This window comes from Caulobacter sp. 05T431, assembly GCF_056665975.1.
This window is the reverse complement of record NZ_JBFTKU010000003.1, coordinates 1-20,937: the sequence shown is the minus strand read 5'-3', so window position 1 is coordinate 20,937 and position 20,937 is coordinate 1. Positions and strand designations below refer to the sequence as shown.

Below are 20,937 nucleotides of genomic sequence, written 5' to 3'. Positions count from 1 at the left end.
GCGGGCGAGGGTATGGCTAGCCGCCGCGCGACAGTCCCGCTAGGGTCCGCGCCAACGATCAAGATCTGCTCCAAAAGAGAGACCCGATGAAACGCCTGCTGCTCGCGACCGCCCTGATCGTCGTTCCCATGCTCGCGCACGCGGCGGACGCGCCGAAGATCGACCCCGGCAAGTTGTCGGCCCACATCAAGGTGCTGTCGTCCGATGCGTTCGAGGGCCGCGGCCCGGCCACGGCGGGCGAGACCAAGTCGGTCGACTACATCGTGAGCCAGATGAAGGCCATCGGCCTGGAGCCCGCCGGCGACTTGCTTGAGAAGAATGGGCAGAAGGACGGGACCCGCGCCTGGACCCAGGACGTGCCGCTGGCCAAGTTCGACATCAAGGGCGACATGCACGCCCACTTCATGATCAACGGCGAGCACGCCCACCTCGCGCAAGGCGACGAGATCGCCGTGCGCGCGGCCATGACCAATGTCGACAGCGTCGCCATCAAGGACGCGCCCCTGGTCTTCGTCGGCTATGGGGTCAAGGCTCCGGAACGGAACTGGGACGACTTCAAGGGCATGGACCTGAAGGGCAAGGTCCTGGTGGTGCTGATCAACGATCCCGACTTCGAGACGGGATCCGGCGACTTCGGCGGCAAGGCCATGACCTATTACGGCCGCTGGACCTACAAGTTCGAGGAGGCGGCCCGCCAGGGCGCGGCCGGGGTGCTGATCGTCCACGAGAGCGCGCCGGCCTCCTACGGCTGGGCCACGGTCAAGAACTCCAACACCAACACGATGTTCGACATCGTCCGCAAGGACCCGACCAAGAGCCATCCGAACCTGGAGGCCTGGATCCAGCGCGACGTGGCCGTCAACCTGTTCAAGGCCTCGGGCCTGGACTTCGACGCGCTCAAGAAGCAGGCCCAGGGCCGCGATTTCAAGCCGGTGGAACTGAAGGGCGCGACCTTCTCGGCCGAATACGCCGTCAACCACTCGGTGATCGTGTCCAAGAACGTCGCCGGCCGGATCAAGGGCTCGGCCCGGCCCGACGAGACCATCATCTACAGCGCCCACTGGGACCACCTGGGCGTGGGCCAGCCGGACGCCAAGGGCGACAAGATCTACAACGGCGCGATCGACAACGCCGACGGGATCGCCGCCATCCTGGAGCTGGCCCGCGCCTTCAAGAGCCAGCCGGCCCCGCAACGCTCGATCCTGTTCCTGGCGGTCACCGCCGAGGAGCGCGGCCTGCTGGGCTCGGAATACTACGCGGCCAACCCGCTGTACCCGATCTCCAAGACCGTGGCCGACCTGAACATCGACGCCCTGTCGGCGGCCGGTCCGGCCAAGGACATCACCACCTCGGGCGACGGCAAGGTCGACCTGCAGGACCTGCTGGTGGCCAAGGCCAAGGCCCACGGCCGCTACTTCACGCCCGACCCGTCGCCCCAGGCCGGCCACTTCTACCGCTCGGACCACTTCCCGTTCGCCAAGCGCGGCGTGCCGGCCATCTCGGTCGGCTCCGGCGAGGACCTGGTCAAGGGCGGCAAGGAAGCCGGCCAGAAGGCGGAAGAGGACTATACCGCCAACCGCTACCACCAGCCGGCCGACGAATGGTCGGCGGACTGGGACCTGAGCGGCCAGGCCCAGGACATCGGCCTGTTCTACGAGGTCGGCGCGGACCTGGCCAATTCCAAGACCTGGCCGGAATGGCAGGCGGGGTCCGAGTTCAAGGCGCTGCGGGACACGACGAAAGCGGACCGGAAGTAGTTCAGCGCCGTCCGGGATGAAGGCGGGGACACACACTCACCCTGGGCGTTGGAGACTATCCGCGCCGTTTCGGGGTGAGTGTGTGTCCCCCAATCCGTTCACGGGCCGCCAGACGCGTTTTGTGAAATCTAGAAAATGACAGCCTCCGTCTTCGACCTGTTCAAGCTGGGCGTCGGCCCATCGAGCAGCCACACCATGGGGCCGATGACGGCCGCCGGCCTGTTTGTCGGGCGGCTGCGCGACGCCGGGAAGCTGTCCCAGGTCGTTCGGGTCGAGACGCGGCTCTACGCCTCCCTGGCCCTGACCGGGCGCGGCCACGCCACCGACCGGGCGGTGATCCTGGGCCTGATGGGTTTCGTTCCCGCCGAGCTGGACCCCGACGCCGGCGAGGCGGCGCTGCTGGAAACCCAGGCGACCCAGTCCCTGCCCCTGGGCGGCGACCATCCCATCGCCTTCGACGAGGCGCGCGACATCGTCTGGGCCGGCCACGAGCGCCTGCCCCAGCATCCCAACGGGCTTACCTTTACGGCTTTCGACGCCGCTGGCGTCGTGCTGGCCGAGCGCACCTATTTCTCGATCGGCGGCGGCTTCGTGCGCGACGAGAGCGAGATGGGCCGCAACACCCCGCCCGATCCCGGTCCCGAGGTCCCCCACCCCTTCGAGAGCGGCGCCGATCTGCTGCAGCGCGCCGCCGACGCGGGCCTGTCGATCGCCGGGGTGATGGGCGCCAACGAGCTGGCGCGGATGGACCAGCCGCAGCTCGACGCCGGCCTGGATCGCATCTTCCAGGCCATGGAGGCCTGCATCGACCGGGGCATGCGCGAGACCGGCACGCTTCCCGGCGGACTGGCGGTCAAGCGCCGGGCCCGCCAGATCCACCAGACGATCCAGGGCCGCATGGAGCGCCAGATCAGCGACCCGCTGGCGGCCATGGACTTCGTCAACCTGTGGGCCATGGCGGTCAACGAGGAGAACGCGGCCGGCGGACGCGTGGTCACCGCCCCGACCAACGGCGCGGCCGGCCTGATCCCGGCGGTGCTGCGCTTCTACCACCGCTTCCACAACGGCACGCCGCAGGGGGTGCGGGTGTTCCTGCTGACGGCGGCGGCCATCGGCGCGCTGTACAAGCGCAACGCCTCGATCAGCGGGGCCGAGGTGGGCTGCCAGGGCGAGGTCGGCGTGGCCTGCTCGATGGCGGCGGCGGGGCTCTGCGCCGCGCTGGGTGGGACCAACGACCAGATCGAGAACGCCGCCGAGATCGGCATGGAGCACAACCTCGGCCTGACCTGCGACCCGATCGGCGGCCTGGTCCAGATCCCCTGCATCGAGCGCAACGCCATGGGCGCGATCAAGGCCATCGACGCCGCCCGCCTGGCCCTGCTKGGCGACGGCCAGCATTCGGTGAGCCTCGACAAGGTGATCGCCACGATGAAGCGCACCGGCGAGGACATGAACGAAATCTACAAGGAGACCTCGCTGGGCGGGCTGGCGGTGGGGCTTTCCGTCAATCGTGTGGAATGCTGAGAACGCAACCCACCGTCACATCCGACCGTTGAGCCTCGCCATTCCACCGTCGGAGTTCCCCATGCGCCTCGTCCTCGCCGCCGCCCTTGTCGCCTTGACCGCTTCCGCCGCCCAGGCCTCGACGCCGGGCTCCTGGAACGACCTGCGCGTCCGCTCCGACAAGGCCTGCATCGCCGCCGCCCAGGAGCTGCGCAACGTCCGCGTCACCGCCTATGGCGACACTTTCCAGTCAGTGACCGTCTCCAGCCTCGAAGGCGTCTACAAGCCCAGGCACATGAAGGGCGCGCGCGGCAAGGCCACCTGCGTGTTCGACAAGCGCAGCGGTCGCGCCGAGGTGCAGGAACTGCAGGTCCGCCGCTAGCGACCAGCGTTTTCCCGCTTGCCTGTTCTCGCCCGCCTCGCCTAGGGTGCGCGCCGAGAACAGGAAGGGAACACTCATGTCCGGCATCATTCGCACCGGCATCGGCGGCTGGACGTTCGAACCCTGGCGGGGAACCTTCTATCCCGACGATCTCAAGCAGAAGGACGAGCTGAAATACGCCTCGTCCAAGCTGACCAGCATCGAGATCAACGGCACCTACTATTCCACCTTCAAGCCCAACAGCTGGCGGAAGTGGCGCGACGAAACGCCGGACGACTTTGTGTTCTCGGTCAAGGCCAGCCGCTTCTGCACCAACCGCCGGGTGCTGTCCGAGAACAACGACTCCCTGGAGAAGTTCCTATCCCAGGGGCTGGAGGAGCTGGGGCCGAAGCTGGGTCCCATCAACTGGCAGTTCATGGCCACCAAGAAGTTCGACCCGGTCGACTTCGAGGGCTTCCTCAAGCTGCTGCCCAAGGAGATCGGCGGCCGGCCGGCGCGCCACGCCCTGGAGGTCCGCAGCCCGACCTTCGCCACCCAGGAATTCTACGACCTGGCCGCCAAGTATGGCGCGGCCATCGTCTACGCCGTCGACGACGAGGAGCCGACCTGGCCCTGCATCGACGAACCGACGGCGAACTTCACCTATGCCCGCCTGATGTCCAGCAAGCCGGACGAACCCACCGGCATGAGCTCTGACGAGCTGGACGCCATCGCCAAGCAGACCCAGGGCTGKGCCCAGCGCGGCGACGTCTTCGCCTACTTCATCGCCGGGGCGAAGGTGCGCAACCCGTCGGCAGCCATGGCGCTGATCGAGAAGTTGAAGAAGTAGCGCCGAGCCAGAAACGGGGGACACACATTCACCCGAAGGCCTCTGCCGACCCGGTGAGGCTTCGCCGTGAGTGTGTGTCCCCTTCGTCGCCCTAGGCCCGCACCGGCTCGCCCACGAGCCCGGTCGGGTGTTCCAAGCACCCCAGCGCCCGCAGGCTCGCCGCCACCGCCGCGTCCAGCGGCGTGTGCGGCACGTCCCCCAGGAACGCTCGGAGCTTGCGGTCGTCCAGCACCAGCGGTTCGCGCCACAGGTAGCGCATCTCGGCCATCTCGCGGAACAGCGGCACGACCGGCGACAGGGCCGCGACCAGCCACCAGGGGAAGCCCATCACCGGCAGGTTCGGCCGGCCGGTCACCCGCCGCACCGAGGCCGCCATCTCGCCCCAGCCCAGCAGGTGGCCGCCGAAGTGGAACACCTCGAACGCCCCCAGGCGCTCGGAGCGGTCCAGGATGCGGGCCATGGTCTCGGCCAGGTCGGGCAGATAGGCCCAGGCGTGGGCGACACCCCGCGTCGCCGGCTCGGTCACGGACTTCACCGGCTGGCCCGGCTTGATCACCATCTGGCCGAACCAGTTGTTGCCGGCGTGCGGGCCGAAGAAGTCGCCGGCCCGGACGATCAGCACCGGCGTCCCTTCCGCCGAGGCCGCCTTCAGCCGCCGCTCCATCTCGACCCGGATCCTGCCCTTGCGGGTGGTCGGGGCCTGGGGCGCGGTCTCGTCGACCAGGGGGAAGGTCTCCAGGCCGAAATTGTAGACCGTGCCCGGCAGCAGGACCCGCGCGCCCTCGGCCTTGGCCGCGGCCAGGGTGTTGTCCAGCATCGGCAGCACCAGCTTGCCCCAGTTCTTGTAGCCCGGCGGGTTGGCGGCGTGGACGATCAACCGGGCGCCCTGGGCGGCGCGGGCCACGTCGGCGGCGACCATGGCGTCGCCGGACACCCATTCCAGCCCCGGCCGGGCGGGCATGGGACGGCGGGTCAGGCCCCGCACGGTCCAGCCGTGCCGGGCCAGGGCGGCGGCGACCTCGCCCCCGATACCGCCGGCCGCGCCGACCACCAGGGCGATGCAGTGCTGGTTCGAATTCATGTCCGTCTCCCGTTCTGGTGACCGGAAGATCGCTCGCGGGGCTCCAAACGAGAATTGACGAACACTCTTGATCTGCCATGCATTAATGCATGAGCGATCCCGACTGGAGCCTGTACCGCGCCTTCCTGGCGGTGATGACCGAGGGCAGCCTATCGGCCGCCGCGCGGGCCCTGGGCCTGACACAGCCGACCCTGGGCCGCCAGGTCGCCGAGCTGGAGCGCGGCCTGGGCGTGGCCCTGTTCACCCGCTCGCCCCAGGGCTTGAAACCCACGGATGCTGCGCTGGATCTCCAGCCCCACGCCCAGGCCATGGCCACGGCGGCCGGGGCCCTGGTCCGCGCGGCGTCGGGGGCCGGCGACACGGGGCGCGGGGTGGTCCGCGTCACCGCCAGCGAGATCATCGGCGCCGAGGCCCTGCCGCCGATCCTGGCCGACTTCCGCCCCAGGCATCCAGGCGTCGCCGTCGAGCTGTCGCTGGACAACCAGCAGCAGGACCTGCTGCGCGGCGCGGCCGACATCGCCGTGCGCATGGTCCGCCCCACCCAGGACGCCCTGGTCGCCCGCCGCCTGGCCGACACCCATCTGGGCCTCTACGCCCACCGGCGCTATCTCGAGGCCGAAGGCGTTCCGGCCAGCGTGCACGACCTGAAGGGCCACGCCCTGGTCGGCTTCGACCGCGAGACGCCGTTCCTGCGCGGCCTGATGCAGCGCCTGCCGATCAGCCGCGACGACTTCACCCTGCGGGCCGACAACGACCTGGCCCAGCTGGCCGCCATCCGCGCCGGCTGCGGGGTGGGCTTCATCCAGCACGGCATCGCCCGCCGCGACCCAGCCCTGGTCCCGGTCTGCCCCGGCCAGATCGGTTTCCGCCTGGAGGTCTGGCTGGTCATGCACGAGGACCTGCGCGCCACCCCGCGCATGCGCGCCCTGTTCGACCACCTGGCCGAGGGCCTGGCGGCCTTCCTGGCGACGTCGCAACCCTAGGCGGGGACTGGCGTCGGACCGCCGAGTCGGTCCAGTTGGCGTCGGCGCCAAGGGGGCGGCGGCAAGGGGAATGACATGAAAGTTTCGAGCGTGATCGCGGCGTCCGTGGCCCTGACGGCGGGGCCGGCCCTGGCCCAGGACGCGCCGTCGGCGCCGCTGCCCGTCCAGGTGAAGGCGCTGGAAGGCTGCTGGCGCGGAACGGGCGAGGTGATGGGCAAGCCGGTGACGCTGGACCTGTCGGCCAAGCCGGCGGCCCTGGGCGCGTTGTTCGTGATCGAGTCCTCAAGCCAGGCCAAGGCCGATCCCAAGGACCGCTACGCCGCCCACCTGGTGATCGGCGCCAAGGCGCCCAAGGGCGCCCTCCCCGCGATGCTGACCGGCTACTGGGCCGACAGCTTCGGCGGCGACTACACGGCCACCGGGGCCGGCGCGGTCCGCGAGGACGGCTTCGAGCTCTCCTACAGCTATCCGCCCTCCAGCTTCCTGAACCGCTGGACCCTGAAGGGCGACACGCTGGCCTGGACGATCACCGCCCGCGACGGCGACAAGACCCAGGCCTTCGCCAGCTACCAGGCGACGCGCACGGCGTGCCCGGTCCCCTAAGGACGGCGGCGGAAAACATGGTTAACCGAACCTCAATACCGGCCCGCTAGAACCGGCGGCATGCGCCGCGTCCTCGCCCTCCTGCTGATCGCCGCCGCCCTGACGGGATCGGCCACGGCCCAGACCGCCAAGCCGACGCGCGTGGTCGCCCAGACGTCCGAGGCCGCCCCGGTCCAAGGCGACAGCCCGGCCCTGCCGCCGCCGCTGATCCCGCTGACCGGCGCGTCCCAGGGCCGCGATCCGGACCAGTGCCGCTCGGCCTGCAACCGCACCTACTTCTTCTGCCGCGCCAACGGCGACGACGACGCCTGCCCGACCCAGTGGATGCAGTGCAAGACGCGCTGCACGGCCACTTACTCGCCGCGCGCCGTCAACTAGCGCCTTGGGGCGGCTGAGCGCGGCTGACGCCCTGCCGCAACGGCAGTTTGACGCCCCGCATAACGCTGATACGCTCATCTGAACAACGATAAGTCAGGGAGCAGGCGATGACCTCGGCATTGCCACGAGTCTGCATCATCGGCGCGGGCTGCAGCGGCTTCACCACCGCCAAGCGGCTGAAGGACGCCGGCGTCCCCTATGACTGCTTCGAGGCCTCCGACGACATCGGCGGCAACTGGTACTACAAGAACCCCAACGGTCTGTCGGCCTGCTACGAGAGCCTGCACATCGACACCAGCAAATGGCGCCTGGCCTTCGAGGATTTCCCGGTCCCAGCCGACTGGCCCGACTTCCCCCACCACAGCCAGGTCTTCCAGTACTTCAAGGACTACGTCGCGCATTTCGGCCTGCGCGAGACCATCACCTTCAACACCAAGGTGCTGCGGGCCGAGCGCGCCCAGAACGGCCTGTGGTCGGTGACCCTGTCGACCGGCGAGACCCGGCTCTACGACGTGCTGGTCGTCGCCAACGGCCACCACTGGGACCCGCGCGTGCCGGAATATCCGGGCGCCTTCGACGGCCCCGCCTTCCACGCCCACGCCTACAGCGACCCGTTCGACCCGGTCGACATGCGCGGCAAGACCGTCGTCGTCGTCGGCATGGGCAATTCGGCCATGGATATCGCCAGCGAACTGGCCCAGCGCCCGATCGCCGGCAAGCTGATCGTCTCGGCCCGGCGCGGGGTGTGGGTGTTCCCGAAATACCTGAACGGCAAGCCGTCCGATAAATCGGCCATGCCGCCGTGGATGCCGCGCAAGCTGGGCCTGAAGATCGTCCGCTCGCTGATCCGCAAGCACGTGGGCCGGATGGAGGACTACGGCCTGCCCAAGCCCGACCACGAGCCGCTGGAGGCCCACCCCTCGGTCAGCGGCGAGTTCCTGACGCGGGCCGGCTGCGGCGACATCACCTTCAAGCCGGCGATCAAGGCGCTGGAAGGCCGTAACGTCCGCTTCGCCGACGACAGCGTCGAGCCCGTGGACGTCATCCTGTTCGCCACCGGCTACAAGATAAGCTTCCCGTTCCTGGCCGATCCGGCCCTGGTCCCCGACGCGGATCACAAGCTGCCGCTGTTCAAGCGGATGATGAAGCCGGGCGTGCCCGACCTCTTCTACATGGGCCTGGCCCAGGCCCTGCCGACCCTGGTCAATTTCGCCGAGCAGCAATCCAAGCTGGTGGCCGAATACCTGACCGGCCGCTACGCCCTGCCGTCGACGGCCGAGATGCAGCGCATCACCGCCAAGGACGAGGAACGCCACACCGGCCAGTACTACGCCTCGGCCCGCCACACGATCCAGGTCGACTTCGGGGTCTATTGCGCCGACCTCAAGAAGGAGATCGCGGCCGGCGAGAAACGGGCCCGTTCGACCGGCGGCGCGCTGCCGGTCCCGGCGCGCGCGTCGGAATCCTTGCCACTGGCGGCGGAATGAGGCTGAGATCATGACGGGGCGTCATCTGGGCCTCGCCACGAGTCGCGTCCGATGTCGAACATCGCCTATTTCCCCGCCCGCGCCCCCGCCGAGGACAACCGCCCCGGCAAGCGCGAGCGCACCAAGGTCGCCAACCGCCAGTCGATCCTCGACGCGGCGCGGGCGGTGTTCGGCGAGCTGGGCTACGAGGCCGCCACGGTGCGCGACATCATCCGCCGCACGGGCTTGGCCTCGGGCACCTTCTACAACTACTACAAGTCCAAGGAAGAAGTGTTCGACGCCCTGGCCGACGACGGCGCGCGGCGCTTCCGGCCGATCCTGCGGGCCGAGTCCGACAAGGCGGCCGACTTCGAAAGCTTCCTGCGCGGCGCCGTGCGGGCCTATTTCGAGTTCCTGGAGGGCGAGCACGAGAGCTGGCGAGTCAACCGGCCGGCCGGCGAGGTCTTCCCCCACGCCCGCGCCACGCCCGAGATCCAGGCGGTGTTCGACGAGGTCCACGCGGCCCTGGCCAAGGTGCTGGAGCACGACCACGCCCCGGCCGTCGACCTCGACTACTTCGCCGCCGCCTGCATCGCCGTGGCGCGCGAGATCGGCGACAAGATGCTGGAGCGCCGGCCCATCGACGTCGACGGGGCCGCCGACTTCGCCGTCCGGATGATCCTGGGCGGCCTGCCCGCCCTGCCTCGCCCCTAGAGGCCCCGCCCCTCGAAACACCCCCGCCAAGATATAAGAAAGAGCCCGAATGGCCGATCCCGCCGTCCAGAAGTTCATCCTCAAGGCGATGATGTCCCTGCCCAGCCCGATCCTGCGGGCGATGTCGGGCGGCGGAACGGTCTATCGGGGCGGGCGGACCCTGGACCCGCGCTTCCAGTTCCTGGCCGCGGCCGCCGCCAAGATGCCGTCCATGACCACCCTGTCGCCGGACGAGGCCCGCGCCGCCAGCGCCCGGGGCCTGGCCGCCATGAGCGGTCCGCCCGAGCCGGGCGTGCGCAACGAGAGCCTGTCGATCGACGGCCCGAACGGCTCGATCAAGCTGCGCGCCTACCGTCCCGCCGACCAGGACAGCAGCGCCCCGCTGATCGTCTTCGCCCACTTCGGCGGCGGGGTGATCGGGGATCTCGAGACCTGCCATGCCTTCTGCGGGATCCTGGCGCGGGTGGCGCGCACGGCGGTGCTGTCGGTCGACTATCGCCTGGCGCCGGACCACCGCTTCCCCACCGGGCTGGACGACGTTCTGGCCGCCTTCCGCTGGGGCCGCGACAACGCCGCGCGGTTCGGGGCCCTGCCCGGGACGGCGGCGATCGGCGGCGACTCGATGGGCGGCAACTTCTCGGCCATCGTCGCCCAGGAGATGAAGCGCCTGGGCGAGGCCCAGCCGGCCCTGCAGCTCTTGATCTACCCCGCCGTCGACGTGGCCAGCGAGACGCCCTCCATGACCACCTACGGCGACGCCTATCCGCTGAGCCGGCCGATCATGGACTGGTTCATGGGCCACTATATGGGCCCCGACGCGAACCCGGCCGATCCGCGCCTGTCGCCGGACAAGACCGAAGACCTGTCGGGCCTGGCCCCGGCCGTGGTGGTCACCGCCGGCTTCGACCCGCTGGTCGACCAGGGCGAGGCCTACGCCAAGCGCCTGGTCGCGGCCGGCGTGCCGGTCACCTACCGCTGCTACGACAGCCTGGCCCACGGCTTCACCGCCTTCACCGGCGCGGTGCCGGCGGCCGATGCGGCGTGCCGCGAGATCGCGCGGCTGGTGCGGACGGCGTTCGATTCTTCATCTCCGTTGTCATCCCGGGCGTAGCGAAGCGAAGACCCGGGACCCAGGTGAACCGCATCGCTGTTGCCCAGTCCCCTGGGTCCCGGACAGCCTCTGCGAGGCTTCCGGGATGACAACCTTCATGCGGATGGATTGATGCGCGCCCTCGTCGTCGAAGACCTGGCCCCCGACTTCGCCGGTTGCGCGGTCCGCGAGGTCCCCACGCCGACGCCCGGCCCCGGCGAGGTGCTGGTCCGGGTCAGGGCCGCCAGCGTCAACTTCCCCGACCTGCTGATGACCCGGGGCGAGTACCAGTTCAAGCCGCCCCTGCCCTTCACCCCGGGCCTGGACCTGGCTGGAGAGGTCGCCGTCCTTGGAGAAGGTGCTGGGGGAGACGGCGGGACCGGTTGGAAGATCGGCGACGCCGTGGTCGGCGGGGCGCGGCTGGGCGGGTTCGCGGAATACGCCGTGCTGTCGGCGAGCGCCCTCAAGCCCAAGCCCGCGCGGCTGTCGTTCGCCGAGGCCGCCGCCTACGGCGCGGCCTATCTCACCGCCTATGTCGCCCTGGTCCGCCGCGCGCGACTGGAGCCGGGCGAGTGGGTGCTGGTGCACGGCGCGGCCGGCGGGGTGGGGCTGGCGGCGGTGGACCTGGCCAAGGCCCTGGGCGCGCGGGTGATCGCCGCTTCGGCCTCCGACGCCAAGCTGGCCGAGGTCCAGCGCCTCTACGCCCCCGACGCCGTGGTCAACGTGACCGGCGGCTTCAGGGACAGGGTGAAGGCGATCACCGGCGGCCACGGCGCCGACGTGATCTACGACCCGGTGGGCGGCGACGTCTTCGACGAGAGCGTGCGCTGCATCGCCTTCGACGGCCGGCTGCTGGTGATCGGCTTCACCTCGGGCCGCATCCCGAACGTCTCGGTCAACATGCCGCTGATCAAGGGCTTCTCGGTGATGGGCGTGCGGGCCGGCGAGTACGGTCGGCAATTCCCCGACAAGGGCCGCGAGAACGCCGAGGCGATCTGGACGATGGCCGACCGGGGCGTGATCCGACCGCACGTGCACGCCGAGTTCGACCTCGACCACTGGCGCCATGCCTTCGACCTGCTGGCGGACCGGAAGGTGGTMGGCAAGGCGGTGATCACGCCGACGGAGCCCCAAGCGTGAAGCGCCTGGCCGCCGTCGCCCTGCTCGCGTCGCTGTCGGCCGCCGGGGCCGAGGCCGCCGACAATCCGCCCCACTGGCAGATCGTCGCGGGCGGCCTGTCGTACATGCCCGACGAGAGCGACTTCAGCCTCATGGACCTGGAATGCGCGGGCGGGCGGGTCGTCGTCTCTGTCCCTCCGCCGGACAAGCCGGGCGCCGTGGTCTTCGGCAGCGTCGCGGTGAACGCCGGCGCGGTCGCCCGCCGCTACCCGGCCAAGGTCCTGGGGGACGAGTCGGGGACCCGGCTGGAGTTCCGGGCCTCGCCGCGCGATCCCGCCCTGCTGGCCTTCCGCGTCACCGGCCGGATTTCCGTGGACGGCGAACCCGACCTGGCCGCCCGGAACGACGACGAGCGCGCCGCGATCGTCCGGTTCTTCGCGGCGTGTCGCTGAGACGGCGGACCCAAGCCCCTGATCCGACTCGTGTTCGTGTCGGACTCAGGTTGACAGCGTCCGCCCGTTCCCTTATCCACCGCCCCTCACTCGCGGAGGCCCTGCGGCCCTCGCGTCCCACTATTGTATTCGGAGCCACCTCGTGAAGCGGACATTCCAGCCGTCGAAGCTCGTGCGAGCCCGCCGTCACGGCTACCGCGCGCGTATGGCCACCAAGAACGGCCAGAAGATCGTCGCGCGTCGCCGCGCCAAGGGCCGTAAGCGCCTGACGGCCTAACAGCCTTCTCCCGCTCACGGCGGGATAAAGACCATGATGGAAGCCGCCCTTTCCTCGAACCAGGCTCTGCGCCTGCGCCGGAAAGGGCGGCTTTTTTCATGACCGGAACCCCGCTTCCGCCGTCGCCCCCCTCGGGTCCGAAGATCGAGCGCCTGAAGAAGCGCCCGGACTTCCTGAAGGCCGCCAAGGCGCCCAACCTGGCGCGCGGCGCGGTGTTCCTGCAGATGCGTCCCCGCCACGACGACGACCCGCTGATCCGGGCCGGTTTCACCGCCACCAAGAAGATCGGCGGCTCGGTCGAGCGGAATCGCGCAAAAAGACGCCTGCGAGAGGCCGCCCGACTGCTTCTCCCCCTTCATGGCCGCCCGTCTTGCGACTATGTGTTCATCGCCCGCGGCGGAACCGGCCAGCGGCCATGGGGGCGTTTGCTTGACGACGTTAAAACCGCGCTGATAAGCCTCGCCGCCGACCTCGATCGCGCGGGCCCGGGCCAGCCGCCCGCTCCGCACGCCCCCGCCGCGTCCGATTCCTCCGTTTCTGGTTAAGTCCCAACCCATGCAGAACGACACCAACAACAAGAACACGCTGCTGTTTCTCGTCTGCGCGTTCGCCATCCTGATCGGCTACCAGTTCTTCGTGATGGGCCCGCAGCAGAAGCAGCGCGAGGCCGAGCTTCGCGCCAAGAAGGCCGCCGCGGCCCAGGCCGCCGCCCAGCCCGGCATGACGATCGGCGCCGACGGCCTGCCCCAGCCGCTGAAGCTGTCGCGCGACGCCGCCAAGGCCCAGAGCCCGCGCATCAATGTCGACACCCCAGCCCTGTCGGGCTCGATCGCCCTGAAGGGCGCGCGTATCGATGACCTCTGGCTCAAGCGCTACACCCAGACGGCCGACAAGAATTCGCCGCCGGTCGAGCTGTTCCGCCCCGAGGGCGCCGAGAACGCCTGGTTCGCCGACTTCGGCTGGGCCGGCATCGCGGGCATGACCGGCCTGCCCACGCCCAACACCGTGTGGACCGCCGCGCCCGGCCAGGTCCTGCGCCCCAGCACCCCGGTCGTMCTGACCTACGACAACGGCCAGGGCCTGGTGTTCACCCGCACCATCTCGGTCGACGCCGACGCCATGTTCACCGTGGCCGACAGCGTCCGCAACCAGGGCGGCGCGGCCGTGGCCCTGGCCCCCTACGCCTCGGTCCAGCGCCAGGGCATCCCCACCGACGGCCCCCACGGCCTGGGCAAGACCCAGATCGTCTACGAAGGCGGCATCGGCGTGCTGGGCGGCATCGACGGCGTCGAGGGCGGCAAGTACATCCTGCAGGACAAGGCCAAGTACCCGAAGTGGAAGAAGGACCGTCCCGTCCAGCAGGGCTTGAAGTCCAAGGGCGGCTGGATCGGCACCACCGACAAGTACTGGCTGGCCGCGCTGATCCCCGAGCAGTCCGAGATGATCGACGGCCGCTTCATGGTCACCCAGTCGAACGGCGTCGACATCTATGAATCGGCCTTCACCGGCGCGCCGCGCTCGCTGGCGGCCGGCGCGACCCTGACCAACTCCACCCGCCTGTTCGCCGGCGCCAAGACCGTGCCGCTGCTGACCCGCTACGAGTACGGCGGCAAGCCGGTGGTCTGGTGGCAGTTCTGGAATCGTCCGACCAGCGTCATCCCCAGCTTCGACAAGGCGGTGGACTGGGGGATGTTCTCGGTCATCACCCGGCCGATCTTCAACATCCTGGAGATCTTCTTCAAGCTGGTGGGCAACTTCGGCGTGGCCATCATGCTGCTGACCGTGGCCCTGAAGCTGATCCTCTTCCCGCTGGCCGACAAGAGCTACGAGTCGATGGCGAAGATGAAGAAGATCGCCCCCGAGGTCGAGAAGCTGAAGGCCAAGTTCAAGGACGATCCGGCCAAGCAGCAGCAGGAGATGATGGGCCTGTACGCCAAGGAGAAGATCAACCCGATGATGGGCTGCATCCCGATGCTGATCCAGATTCCGGTCTTCTACTCGCTGTACAAGGTGCTGACGGTGACCATCGAGATGCGGCACGCGCCGTTCTTCGGCTGGATCGTCGACCTGTCGGCGCCGGAACCCACCACCCTGTTCAACCTGTTCGGTGCGATCCACTGGGATCCGGCCACCCTGCCGTTCCTGGGCGCCTCGATCGCCCACCTGGGCATCTGGCCGCTGCTGTACGGCTTCACCATGTGGCTGACCACGTCGATGAACCCGCCGGCCGGCGACCCCGTCSAGCAGAAGATCTTCCAGTTCTTCCCGATCATCTTCACCTTCACCCTGTCGGGCATGGCCGTGGGCCTGGTGATCTACTGGTGCTGGAGCAACGTGCTGACGATCATCCAGCAGTACATCATCATGCACCGCTACAAGGTCGAGAACCCGATCGACAAGTTCATCGCCCGCCTGCGCGGCAAGGCCGTCGAGGCCACCTGATGGATGAACTCGCCTATACCGACGAGGAGATCGAGGCCGCCCGCGTGCTGTTCGCCCAACCGGCGACCTTCATGATGGGCGCGGTCAAGATGGACGGCATGCCGGCCCCCAGCCTGCCGGAAGTGGCCTTCGCCGGCCGCTCCAACGTCGGCAAGTCCAGCCTGATCAACGGGCTGGTCGGGCAGAACCACCTGGCGCGCGCCTCGAACTCGCCGGGGCGCACGCGGGAGGTCAACTTCTTCGTGCTGGCCGAGAAGCTGCGCCTGGTCGACCTGCCGGGCTACGGCTTCGCGCGGGTGTCCAAGAGCATCGCCGACAAGTTCCAGGACCTGGGCCGCGCCTATCTGCGCGGCCGAGTGAACCTCAAGCGCGTCTACCTGCTGATCGACGCCCGCCATGGGCTGAAGGCGGTGGACGCCGAGGCCCTGGACGCGCTCGACATCGCGGCGGTCTCGTACCAGATCGTCCTGACCAAGGCCGACAAGATCAAGCAGGCCGAACTGGACGCCACCGTCGAGAAGACCCTGAAGGCCATCGCCAAGCGTCCGGCGGCCTTCCCGAAGGTCATGGCCACCTCGTCGGAGAAGGGCTACGGCCTGCCCGAACTGCGCGCCGAGATCGCCCGCACCTGCCTGAGCTGATTGGCCTGAGCTGATTGGCCTGAGCTGACCCGGCCTAGCGGCGCGCCGAGGCCACCACCCAGCGCGCCGCGCCGACCGTGATCGCGTCCTCGACCAGGCCCGTCGGCGTCTGGCCGAAACGGCGCATGGCCCGCATCCGCAGATMGAAGGTGACGAAGGCGGCGACGATGGCCGCGCCCGCGCCCAGGGCCGCGCCGGCCAGCGCCTGCTTGCGCGGGGCCAGGGCGGCTCCGGCCAGGCCGGCGGTGACCACCCGCGCCAGGAGCCCCGCCGGCACGATGCGGTCGGGGGCGGAGTGCAGCTTGTCGCCCCACAGCTCGCCGCCCGCCAGGAGCTTGGAGCCGGCCGAGACCAGTGGATCGCCCAGCCACGACGGCGCGCCGTTGTCGTGGGGCAGTTCGCCCCGTCTGGCCGCCTCGCTGACGGCCGCGAAAGGGGTGATGGAGCGCGCGCCGGCGACCAGCCCGATGAGGAAGGAGTGGATCATGCCTCCTCAACCCCTCGGCCGCCGGTTCGATCCCGCTGCGCGCGCCCTCTCCGATTGCTATAGAGTCCGACGCAGGCTAAGAGCCCGCCCCTTTCCCCCCGAAGAACCGCTCATGACCCGTCACGAACTGAAGACCTGGCCCCAGTATTTCGCCGCCGTGCGCTCGGGCAAGAAGCGCTTCGAGATCCGCCGCAACGACCGCGAGTTCGCCGTGGGCGACGTGTTGGTCCTCCGCGAGTTCGATCCTGAGCAGGACGTCTATACCGGCCAGGTCGAGGAGCGGCAGATCACGTTCCTGCTGTCGGAAGAGGACTACGGCGTGATCCACGGCTTMGTGGCCATCGGCTTCGGCGAGGTGGTGCATCACGGCGACCTGCCCGCCGACGGGGCCCTGACCGCCGGCCAGCTGGCCCACTGGCACGAGACGGCCTCGAACAACGCCGCCCTGCGCGCCCAAGACGCCCGCCGGGTGGCCCAGAGCTACGCCGCCCCCACCACCGGCCGCGCGGCCATGCCGGTCGCCGCCGACCGCCACACCGCCGTGGCCGACGCCGCCGAGGCCGAAGCCGTCTTCCACGCGGCCGCCGCGAAGATCGTCAGCGGAAAGTAGTCGATATCGGTTGGGGACAGGCGCATGCGTCTGCCCCAACCGGGGTGCTGAATCAAAAAGGGGCGGACCTCGCGGTCCGCCCCTTTTGTCGTTCCGGCCGTGAGGTCGGAATTACGCCGCCTGGCTGACCTGGGCCGGGAAGACGTCGTCCATGCGCAGATAGGTGATCAGGCGGCTGTCCAGCGAGATGATCGCCTGGATGAAGCGCAGCTCGTCGGTGCCGAGGTCCGGGGTCGGCTGCAGGTGGTCGCGCGACACGGTGAAGGTCTCGCTGACCGCGTCGACCAGGATGCCGGCCAGGCGGTCCTGGCACTCGACCACGACGATGACGTGGCGGGTCTCGGGGACGGTGACGCCCAGGCCCAGGCGGTTGCGCAGGTCGATGACCGGCATGATCGCGCCGCGCAGGTTGATCACGCCCTTCAGGAAGGCGGGGGCGTGCGGGATCGGCGTGGCCGGGGTCCAGCCGCGGATCTCGCGGACCGTCTTCACGTCGATGCAGAACTCCTGCTCGCCGATGCAGAACGAGATCAGCTCCAGGGCGGGTTCGGCGTGGTCGGTCATGGTCGGGTCCCGAGGCTCGAAAGGTCTTGCGGCGAAGGCCGAAAGCCGGTTTCGCGTCATCTGCCACAAGAGCCTGGCCGCCGTTTAATAACGGTTAATGCAAAGCTTACCGGTCGGCGTCGAATTGTCGCGGAGGGGCAGGAACCGGTCGGGGCAAGCACATCCAATCCGCTCATCCCGGCGAATGCCGGGACCCAGATGGAATGGCGGTGTGGCCGACGCCATGGAGCGCTGAGCCTGTCCAACCAGCCTCTCAGCTTTAGGATCTGGGTCCCGGCATTCGCCGGGATGAGCGGAGTTTTATCAGGGCTCCGAGGCCCCGATATCCCCCTCGTCGGTCAGGTTGAACTCGTACCAGACGCCGTTCAGCACCCCGAAGGCCAGCGCCAGGCCCAGGCCGAGGATCCAGGTGAAGTACCACATCGTCAGGTCTCCTCAGTACAGAGCCGGGTCGGTCTTGAGCGCCGCCGTGCTGGTCCGGCCCCACAGCACCTTGAACACCCAGGCGGTGTAGAGCAGCACGACCGGCAGCAGCACGATCACCACCAGCAGCATGATGAACAGGGTCGAAGGGCTGGACGAGGCGTTCCAGACCGTCAGGCTGGAATGGGCGTCGATCGTGCTGGGCAGGATGAACGGGAACATCGACAGGCCGACCGTGGCCACGATCCCCGCCGCCGAGGCCGACGAGCCGCCGAACGCCAGGGGCGCKGACCGCCGCCACAGGCCCAGCAGCGCCAGCAGCGCCCCGCCGAAGCCCATCACCGGCGCGACCATCATCCAGGGATGGCGGCCGAAATTGTCGAACCAGGCGCCGGGTGAGGCCACCGAGGTCGTGCGCAGCGGATTGGACGGCCCGGCGGGGTCGAACGCCCCCTCGATCCGGAAGCCCAGCCGCATGGCCAGGAGGCCCCCGACCAGGAACAGCAGCAGGCTGGCGATCGCCGCCCCGGTCCCGAAGCGGCGCGCACGGTCCTGCACCACGCCGCCGTCCTCGGCCTTCACCCCCAGCCAAGCCGCGCCGTGCAGCACCAGCATGCTCACCGACAGCAGGCCGCAGACCAGGGTGAAGGGCGTGAACAGGCCGAAGAAGGCGCCGTGGTAGGAGGCGCGCAGATCGCCGTCCAACTTGAACGGCGCGCCCTGCAGCACGTTGCCCACGGCCACGCCGAACACCAGCACCGGCACGAAGCTGCCGGTGAACAGCGCCCAGTCCCAGGCCGAGCGCCAGCGCGGGTCCGGCCGCTTGGACCGGTACTTGAAGCCCACCGGCCGCAGGATCATCGCCACCAGCACCAGGAAGATGGCCAGGTAGAAGCCCGAGAAGCTGACGCCGTAGACCAGCGGCCAGGCCGCGAAGATCGCGGCCCCGCCGGTGATGAACCACACCTGGTTGCCTTCCCAGGTGGCGCCGACGGTGTTGATCACCATGCGGCGTTCCTCGTCGGTGCGGGCGACGAACGGCAGCAGCGCGCCCACGCCCATGTCGAAGCCGTCGGTCAGGGCGAAGGCGATCAGCAGCACGCCCAGCAGACCCCACCAGATCAGGCGGAGGGTCGGATAGTCGATAGGCAGTTCCATGATCCGATCTCCTTAGGCGACGGCTTCGCCGGCGGGGGCGGCATGTCCAGAAGGGAAGGCTTCCTGCTCGGCGAAGGGGCCCTTCCTGATGGTCTTCAAGATCAGCCCGACCTCGACCACCGCCAGGCCGCCGTACAGCAGGGTGAACACCACGATGCTGGTCAGCAGCTGGGGCACGGTCAGGGTGGACGGGGCCAGGAAGGTGGGCAGCACGCCTTCCACCGCCCAGGGCTGGCGCCCCACCTCGGCCAGCACCCAGCCCAGCTCGGTCGAGATCCACGGCAGCGGGATGGCCGCCACCGCGATCATCAGGAACCAGCGGGTGTTCTGCCTGCGCAAGGACACCAGGACGAAGGCCGTGGCGAACAGGGCGATCATCAGGAAGCCGATGCCGGCCATGATGCGGAACGACCAGAACATCACCGGCACGTTGGGCACGGTCTCCCAGGCGGTCTTCTGGATCAGCGCCTTGTCGGCCGTGCGCGGGTCGGCCACGTGGCGCTTGAGCAGCAAGGCGTAGCCCAGGTCGCGGCGGTGGGTCTCGAAGACGCCGCGCGCCGCCAGGTCGGTCGGGTTGGCCTTCAGGGTCTCCAGCGCATTGTAGGCGACCAGGCCGCTTTCGATCCGCGTCTCGGCCTGGGCCACCAGCTCGAAGATGCCGGCCACGGGGCGGTCGATGCTGCGGGTCGAGATCAGGCCCAGCACATACGGGATCTTGATCTCGGCGTGGGTCTTGCGTTCCTTCAGGTCCGGGATGCCGAAGGCGGTCAGGCCGGCCGGGGCGGGCTCGGTCTCCCACATGGCCTCCAGCGCCGCCAGCTTCATTTTCTGGTTGTCGGTCAGGGCGTAGCCGCTCTCGTCGCCCAGCACGACCACCGACAGCGACGAGGCCAGGCCGAAGGCGGCGGCCACGGTCAGCGACCGCTTGGCGACGCTGACGAACCGACCCCTCAGCAGGTAGTAGGCGCTGATCCCCAGCACGAAGACCGCGGCGATGGTGTAGCCGGCGCTGACCGTGTGCACGAACTTGGCCTGGGCCACCGGGTTGAAGACCACCGCCCGGAAGTCGACCACCTCCATGCGCATGGTGTCGGGATTGAAGGCCGCGCCGACCGGGTTCTGCATCCAGCCGTTGGCGATCAGGATCCACAGGGCCGACAGGTTGGTGCCCAGGGCCACCAGGAAGGTGACCAGCAGGTGCTGCACCGGCTTGAGCTTGTCCCAGCCGAAGAACATCAGCCCCACGAACGTGGCCTCCAGGAAGAAGGCCATCAGCCCCTCGATCGCCAGCGGGGCGCCGAAGATGTCGCCGACATAGTGCGAGTAGTAGGACCAGTTCATGCCGAACTGGAATTCCATGGTCAGGCCGGTGGCGACGCCGAGCACGAAATTGATGCCGAACAGCGTGCCCCAGAACCGCGTGGTCGTGCGCCAGATCGGGCGCTTGGTCATCACATAGACGCTCTCCATGATCACCAGCATGAAGGAGAGGCCCAGGGTCAGGGGCACGAACAGGAAATGGTACAGCGCCGTCAGGGCGAACTGCAGGCGGGAAAGGTCGACGACGGCGGGGTCCATGCAGCGCTCCGTTTGTCGTTGGCGATCGATCGCGCCAGGACTTTCCACCCCTAGACGCGTTCTGGCTAGAACGCTTTGATCAGGATCAAGGACGTTCCCGTTCCCTGTTCCTAACAACGGCCCATGCCCGCCAGTTTCACCGCCGACCTCGACGCCGTCGCGCGACCCTGGCTAAGGACCTTGGGCAAGGGCGGCGGGCGCGCGGCCAAGGCCGCACCGCTGTGGCTGCTGGCCGATGTTCCCGCCGCGATCGCCTTCGCCGCCGGACTGGCCCTGGGCGTCGACGCCCTGCCGCGCGGCCTGCTCGCCGMCGCMCCCTGGTTAATCCTGATCGCCCTGGCCGCCGCCGCGCGCGGCCTGCTGGCCCGCCTCGCCGCCCAGGCCGGCGCCAGGCCGGCGC

General features: G+C 69.2%; 22 protein-coding genes and 2 pseudogenes. 18 read left to right on the top strand and 6 right to left on the bottom strand.

Going from position 1 to position 20,937, the window contains the following annotated elements; translation table 11 throughout:
• Positions 1 to 86: 86 nt before the first annotated feature.
• The 4 genes and pseudogenes from AC1U89_RS03875 to AC1U89_RS03860 form a co-directional block, all read left to right on the top strand.
• Positions 87 to 1,757, top strand: a complete 1,671-nt coding sequence (locus AC1U89_RS03875) for a M28 family metallopeptidase (protein ID WP_479898384.1) — start codon at positions 87 to 89, stop codon at positions 1,755 to 1,757.
• A gap of 135 nt (positions 1,758 to 1,892) precedes the next feature.
• Positions 1,893 to 3,281, top strand: a complete 1,389-nt coding sequence (locus AC1U89_RS03870; protein WP_479898383.1) for an L-serine ammonia-lyase — start codon at positions 1,893 to 1,895, stop codon at positions 3,279 to 3,281.
• Positions 3,282 to 3,342: 61 nt separating this feature from the next.
• Complete coding sequence (locus AC1U89_RS03865) at positions 3,343 to 3,642, top strand: hypothetical protein (protein WP_479898382.1); 300 nt, start codon at positions 3,343 to 3,345, stop codon at positions 3,640 to 3,642.
• Between the two features lie 41 nt (positions 3,643 to 3,683).
• Positions 3,684 to 4,471: pseudogene (locus AC1U89_RS03860) on the top strand (DUF72 domain-containing protein); the annotation flags it as partial.
• A 91-nt stretch (positions 4,472 to 4,562) separates the two neighbouring features.
• Here the strand turns inward: AC1U89_RS03860 and AC1U89_RS03855 are convergent.
• On the bottom strand, positions 4,563 to 5,552 hold the full coding sequence (locus tag AC1U89_RS03855) for an NAD-dependent epimerase/dehydratase family protein (protein WP_479898381.1): 990 nt from the start codon (positions 5,550 to 5,552) through the stop codon (positions 4,563 to 4,565).
• 89 nt (positions 5,553 to 5,641) lie between these two features.
• Here AC1U89_RS03855 and AC1U89_RS03850 point away from each other — a divergent pair, with 89 nt between their 5' ends.
• The 12 genes from AC1U89_RS03850 to yihA all read left to right on the top strand — a co-directional run bounded on the left by AC1U89_RS03850 (position 5,642) and on the right by yihA (position 15,717).
• On the top strand, positions 5,642 to 6,535 hold the full coding sequence (locus AC1U89_RS03850) for a LysR family transcriptional regulator (RefSeq protein ID WP_479898380.1): 894 nt from the start codon (positions 5,642 to 5,644) through the stop codon (positions 6,533 to 6,535).
• Between the two features lie 75 nt (positions 6,536 to 6,610).
• Complete coding sequence (locus AC1U89_RS03845; RefSeq protein WP_479898379.1) at positions 6,611 to 7,138, top strand: hypothetical protein; 528 nt, start codon at positions 6,611 to 6,613, stop codon at positions 7,136 to 7,138.
• 60 nt (positions 7,139 to 7,198) lie between these two features.
• Positions 7,199 to 7,516: a hypothetical protein gene (locus tag AC1U89_RS03840; RefSeq protein ID WP_479898378.1), complete on the top strand. Its 318-nt coding sequence runs from the start codon at positions 7,199 to 7,201 to the stop codon at positions 7,514 to 7,516.
• A 107-nt stretch (positions 7,517 to 7,623) separates the two neighbouring features.
• Positions 7,624 to 9,003, top strand: a complete 1,380-nt coding sequence (locus AC1U89_RS03835) for a flavin-containing monooxygenase (protein ID WP_479898377.1) — start codon at positions 7,624 to 7,626, stop codon at positions 9,001 to 9,003.
• Positions 9,004 to 9,054: 51 nt separating this feature from the next.
• Positions 9,055 to 9,696 (top strand): TetR/AcrR family transcriptional regulator, encoded by a 642-nt coding sequence (locus AC1U89_RS03830; RefSeq protein WP_479898376.1) that lies wholly within the window; start codon positions 9,055 to 9,057, stop codon positions 9,694 to 9,696.
• Positions 9,697 to 9,745: 49 nt separating this feature from the next.
• Positions 9,746 to 10,807: an alpha/beta hydrolase gene (locus AC1U89_RS03825; protein WP_479898371.1), complete on the top strand. Its 1,062-nt coding sequence runs from the start codon at positions 9,746 to 9,748 to the stop codon at positions 10,805 to 10,807.
• A gap of 111 nt (positions 10,808 to 10,918) precedes the next feature.
• The gene (locus tag AC1U89_RS03820) at positions 10,919 to 11,926 is read left to right on the top strand and encodes an NADPH:quinone oxidoreductase family protein (protein WP_479898370.1); all 1,008 of its coding nucleotides are present in this window, start codon (positions 10,919 to 10,921) and stop codon (positions 11,924 to 11,926) included.
• The gene (locus tag AC1U89_RS03815) at positions 11,923 to 12,357 is read left to right on the top strand and encodes a hypothetical protein (RefSeq protein WP_479898369.1); all 435 of its coding nucleotides are present in this window, start codon (positions 11,923 to 11,925) and stop codon (positions 12,355 to 12,357) included. The genes AC1U89_RS03820 and AC1U89_RS03815 overlap by 4 nt, the downstream gene beginning before the upstream one ends.
• 142 nt (positions 12,358 to 12,499) lie before the next feature.
• On the top strand, positions 12,500 to 12,634 hold the full coding sequence (gene rpmH, locus AC1U89_RS03810; protein WP_012284717.1) for a 50S ribosomal protein L34: 135 nt from the start codon (positions 12,500 to 12,502) through the stop codon (positions 12,632 to 12,634).
• A gap of 98 nt (positions 12,635 to 12,732) precedes the next feature.
• A complete protein-coding gene (gene rnpA / locus AC1U89_RS03805) occupies positions 12,733 to 13,179 on the top strand; it encodes a ribonuclease P protein component (protein WP_479898368.1) in 447 nt (148 codons plus the stop codon).
• 10 nt (positions 13,180 to 13,189) lie between these two features.
• Positions 13,190 to 15,076, top strand: a complete 1,887-nt coding sequence (gene yidC / locus AC1U89_RS03800) for a membrane protein insertase YidC (protein ID WP_479898367.1) — start codon at positions 13,190 to 13,192, stop codon at positions 15,074 to 15,076.
• Positions 15,076 to 15,717, top strand: a complete 642-nt coding sequence (gene yihA / locus AC1U89_RS03795) for a ribosome biogenesis GTP-binding protein YihA/YsxC (RefSeq protein ID WP_029911996.1) — start codon at positions 15,076 to 15,078, stop codon at positions 15,715 to 15,717. The genes yidC and yihA overlap by 1 nt, the downstream gene beginning before the upstream one ends.
• Before the next feature lie 34 nt (positions 15,718 to 15,751).
• Here yihA and AC1U89_RS03790 read toward each other — a convergent pair whose 3' ends face one another.
• Complete coding sequence (locus AC1U89_RS03790; RefSeq protein WP_479898366.1) at positions 15,752 to 16,204, bottom strand: DUF4126 domain-containing protein; 453 nt, start codon at positions 16,202 to 16,204, stop codon at positions 15,752 to 15,754.
• Between the two features lie 112 nt (positions 16,205 to 16,316).
• Here AC1U89_RS03790 and AC1U89_RS03785 point away from each other — a divergent pair, with 112 nt between their 5' ends.
• Positions 16,317 to 16,814 carry an ASCH/PUA domain-containing protein gene (locus AC1U89_RS03785; protein ID WP_479898365.1) on the top strand — a complete coding sequence of 166 codons (498 nt, stop codon included), beginning with the start codon at positions 16,317 to 16,319 and terminating at the stop codon, positions 16,812 to 16,814.
• Between the two features lie 111 nt (positions 16,815 to 16,925).
• Here AC1U89_RS03785 and AC1U89_RS03780 read toward each other — a convergent pair whose 3' ends face one another.
• From AC1U89_RS03780 to AC1U89_RS03765, 4 genes are all read right to left on the bottom strand, one after another.
• Positions 16,926 to 17,378, bottom strand: a complete 453-nt coding sequence (locus AC1U89_RS03780; RefSeq protein WP_029911988.1) for a chemotaxis protein CheW — start codon at positions 17,376 to 17,378, stop codon at positions 16,926 to 16,928.
• Positions 17,379 to 17,681: 303 nt separating this feature from the next.
• Positions 17,682 to 17,801, bottom strand: a complete 120-nt coding sequence (gene cydX, locus AC1U89_RS03775) for a cytochrome bd-I oxidase subunit CydX (RefSeq protein ID WP_029911985.1) — start codon at positions 17,799 to 17,801, stop codon at positions 17,682 to 17,684.
• Between the two features lie 12 nt (positions 17,802 to 17,813).
• Entirely contained in the window at positions 17,814 to 18,959 is a 1,146-nt protein-coding gene (cydB, locus tag AC1U89_RS03770; protein ID WP_479898364.1) for a cytochrome d ubiquinol oxidase subunit II, read from the bottom strand.
• A gap of 12 nt (positions 18,960 to 18,971) precedes the next feature.
• A complete protein-coding gene (locus AC1U89_RS03765) occupies positions 18,972 to 20,537 on the bottom strand; it encodes a cytochrome ubiquinol oxidase subunit I (protein WP_479898363.1) in 1,566 nt (521 codons plus the stop codon).
• Positions 20,538 to 20,660: 123 nt separating this feature from the next.
• On the opposite strand from AC1U89_RS03765, the pseudogene AC1U89_RS03760 reads away from it, so the two are divergent.
• Positions 20,661 to 20,937, top strand: a pseudogene (locus AC1U89_RS03760) (thiol reductant ABC exporter subunit CydD); the annotation flags it as partial.

What these genes read in the sequence shown, in the direction of transcription:
- AC1U89_RS03875 (WP_479898384.1), top strand. Translation starts at nt 87, where the DNA reads ATGAAACGCCTGCTGCTCGCGACCGCCCTGATCGTCGTTCCCATGCTC.
- AC1U89_RS03865 (WP_479898382.1), top strand. Translation starts at nt 3,343, where the DNA reads ATGCGCCTCGTCCTCGCCGCCGCCCTTGTCGCCTTGACCGCTTCCGCC.
- AC1U89_RS03855 (WP_479898381.1), bottom strand. Translation starts at nt 5,552, where the DNA reads ATGAATTCGAACCAGCACTGCATCGCCCTGGTGGTCGGCGCGGCCGGC.
- AC1U89_RS03850 (WP_479898380.1), top strand. Translation starts at nt 5,642, where the DNA reads ATGAGCGATCCCGACTGGAGCCTGTACCGCGCCTTCCTGGCGGTGATG.
- AC1U89_RS03845 (WP_479898379.1), top strand. Translation starts at nt 6,611, where the DNA reads ATGAAAGTTTCGAGCGTGATCGCGGCGTCCGTGGCCCTGACGGCGGGG.
- AC1U89_RS03840 (WP_479898378.1), top strand. Translation starts at nt 7,199, where the DNA reads ATGCGCCGCGTCCTCGCCCTCCTGCTGATCGCCGCCGCCCTGACGGGA.
- AC1U89_RS03835 (WP_479898377.1), top strand. Translation starts at nt 7,624, where the DNA reads ATGACCTCGGCATTGCCACGAGTCTGCATCATCGGCGCGGGCTGCAGC.
- AC1U89_RS03830 (WP_479898376.1), top strand. Translation starts at nt 9,055, where the DNA reads ATGTCGAACATCGCCTATTTCCCCGCCCGCGCCCCCGCCGAGGACAAC.
- AC1U89_RS03825 (WP_479898371.1), top strand. Translation starts at nt 9,746, where the DNA reads ATGGCCGATCCCGCCGTCCAGAAGTTCATCCTCAAGGCGATGATGTCC.
- rnpA (WP_479898368.1), top strand. Translation starts at nt 12,733, where the DNA reads ATGACCGGAACCCCGCTTCCGCCGTCGCCCCCCTCGGGTCCGAAGATC.
- yihA (WP_029911996.1), top strand. Translation starts at nt 15,076, where the DNA reads ATGGATGAACTCGCCTATACCGACGAGGAGATCGAGGCCGCCCGCGTG.
- AC1U89_RS03780 (WP_029911988.1), bottom strand. Translation starts at nt 17,378, where the DNA reads ATGACCGACCACGCCGAACCCGCCCTGGAGCTGATCTCGTTCTGCATC.
- cydX (WP_029911985.1), bottom strand. Translation starts at nt 17,801, where the DNA reads ATGTGGTACTTCACCTGGATCCTCGGCCTGGGCCTGGCGCTGGCCTTC.
- AC1U89_RS03765 (WP_479898363.1), bottom strand. Translation starts at nt 20,537, where the DNA reads ATGGACCCCGCCGTCGTCGACCTTTCCCGCCTGCAGTTCGCCCTGACG.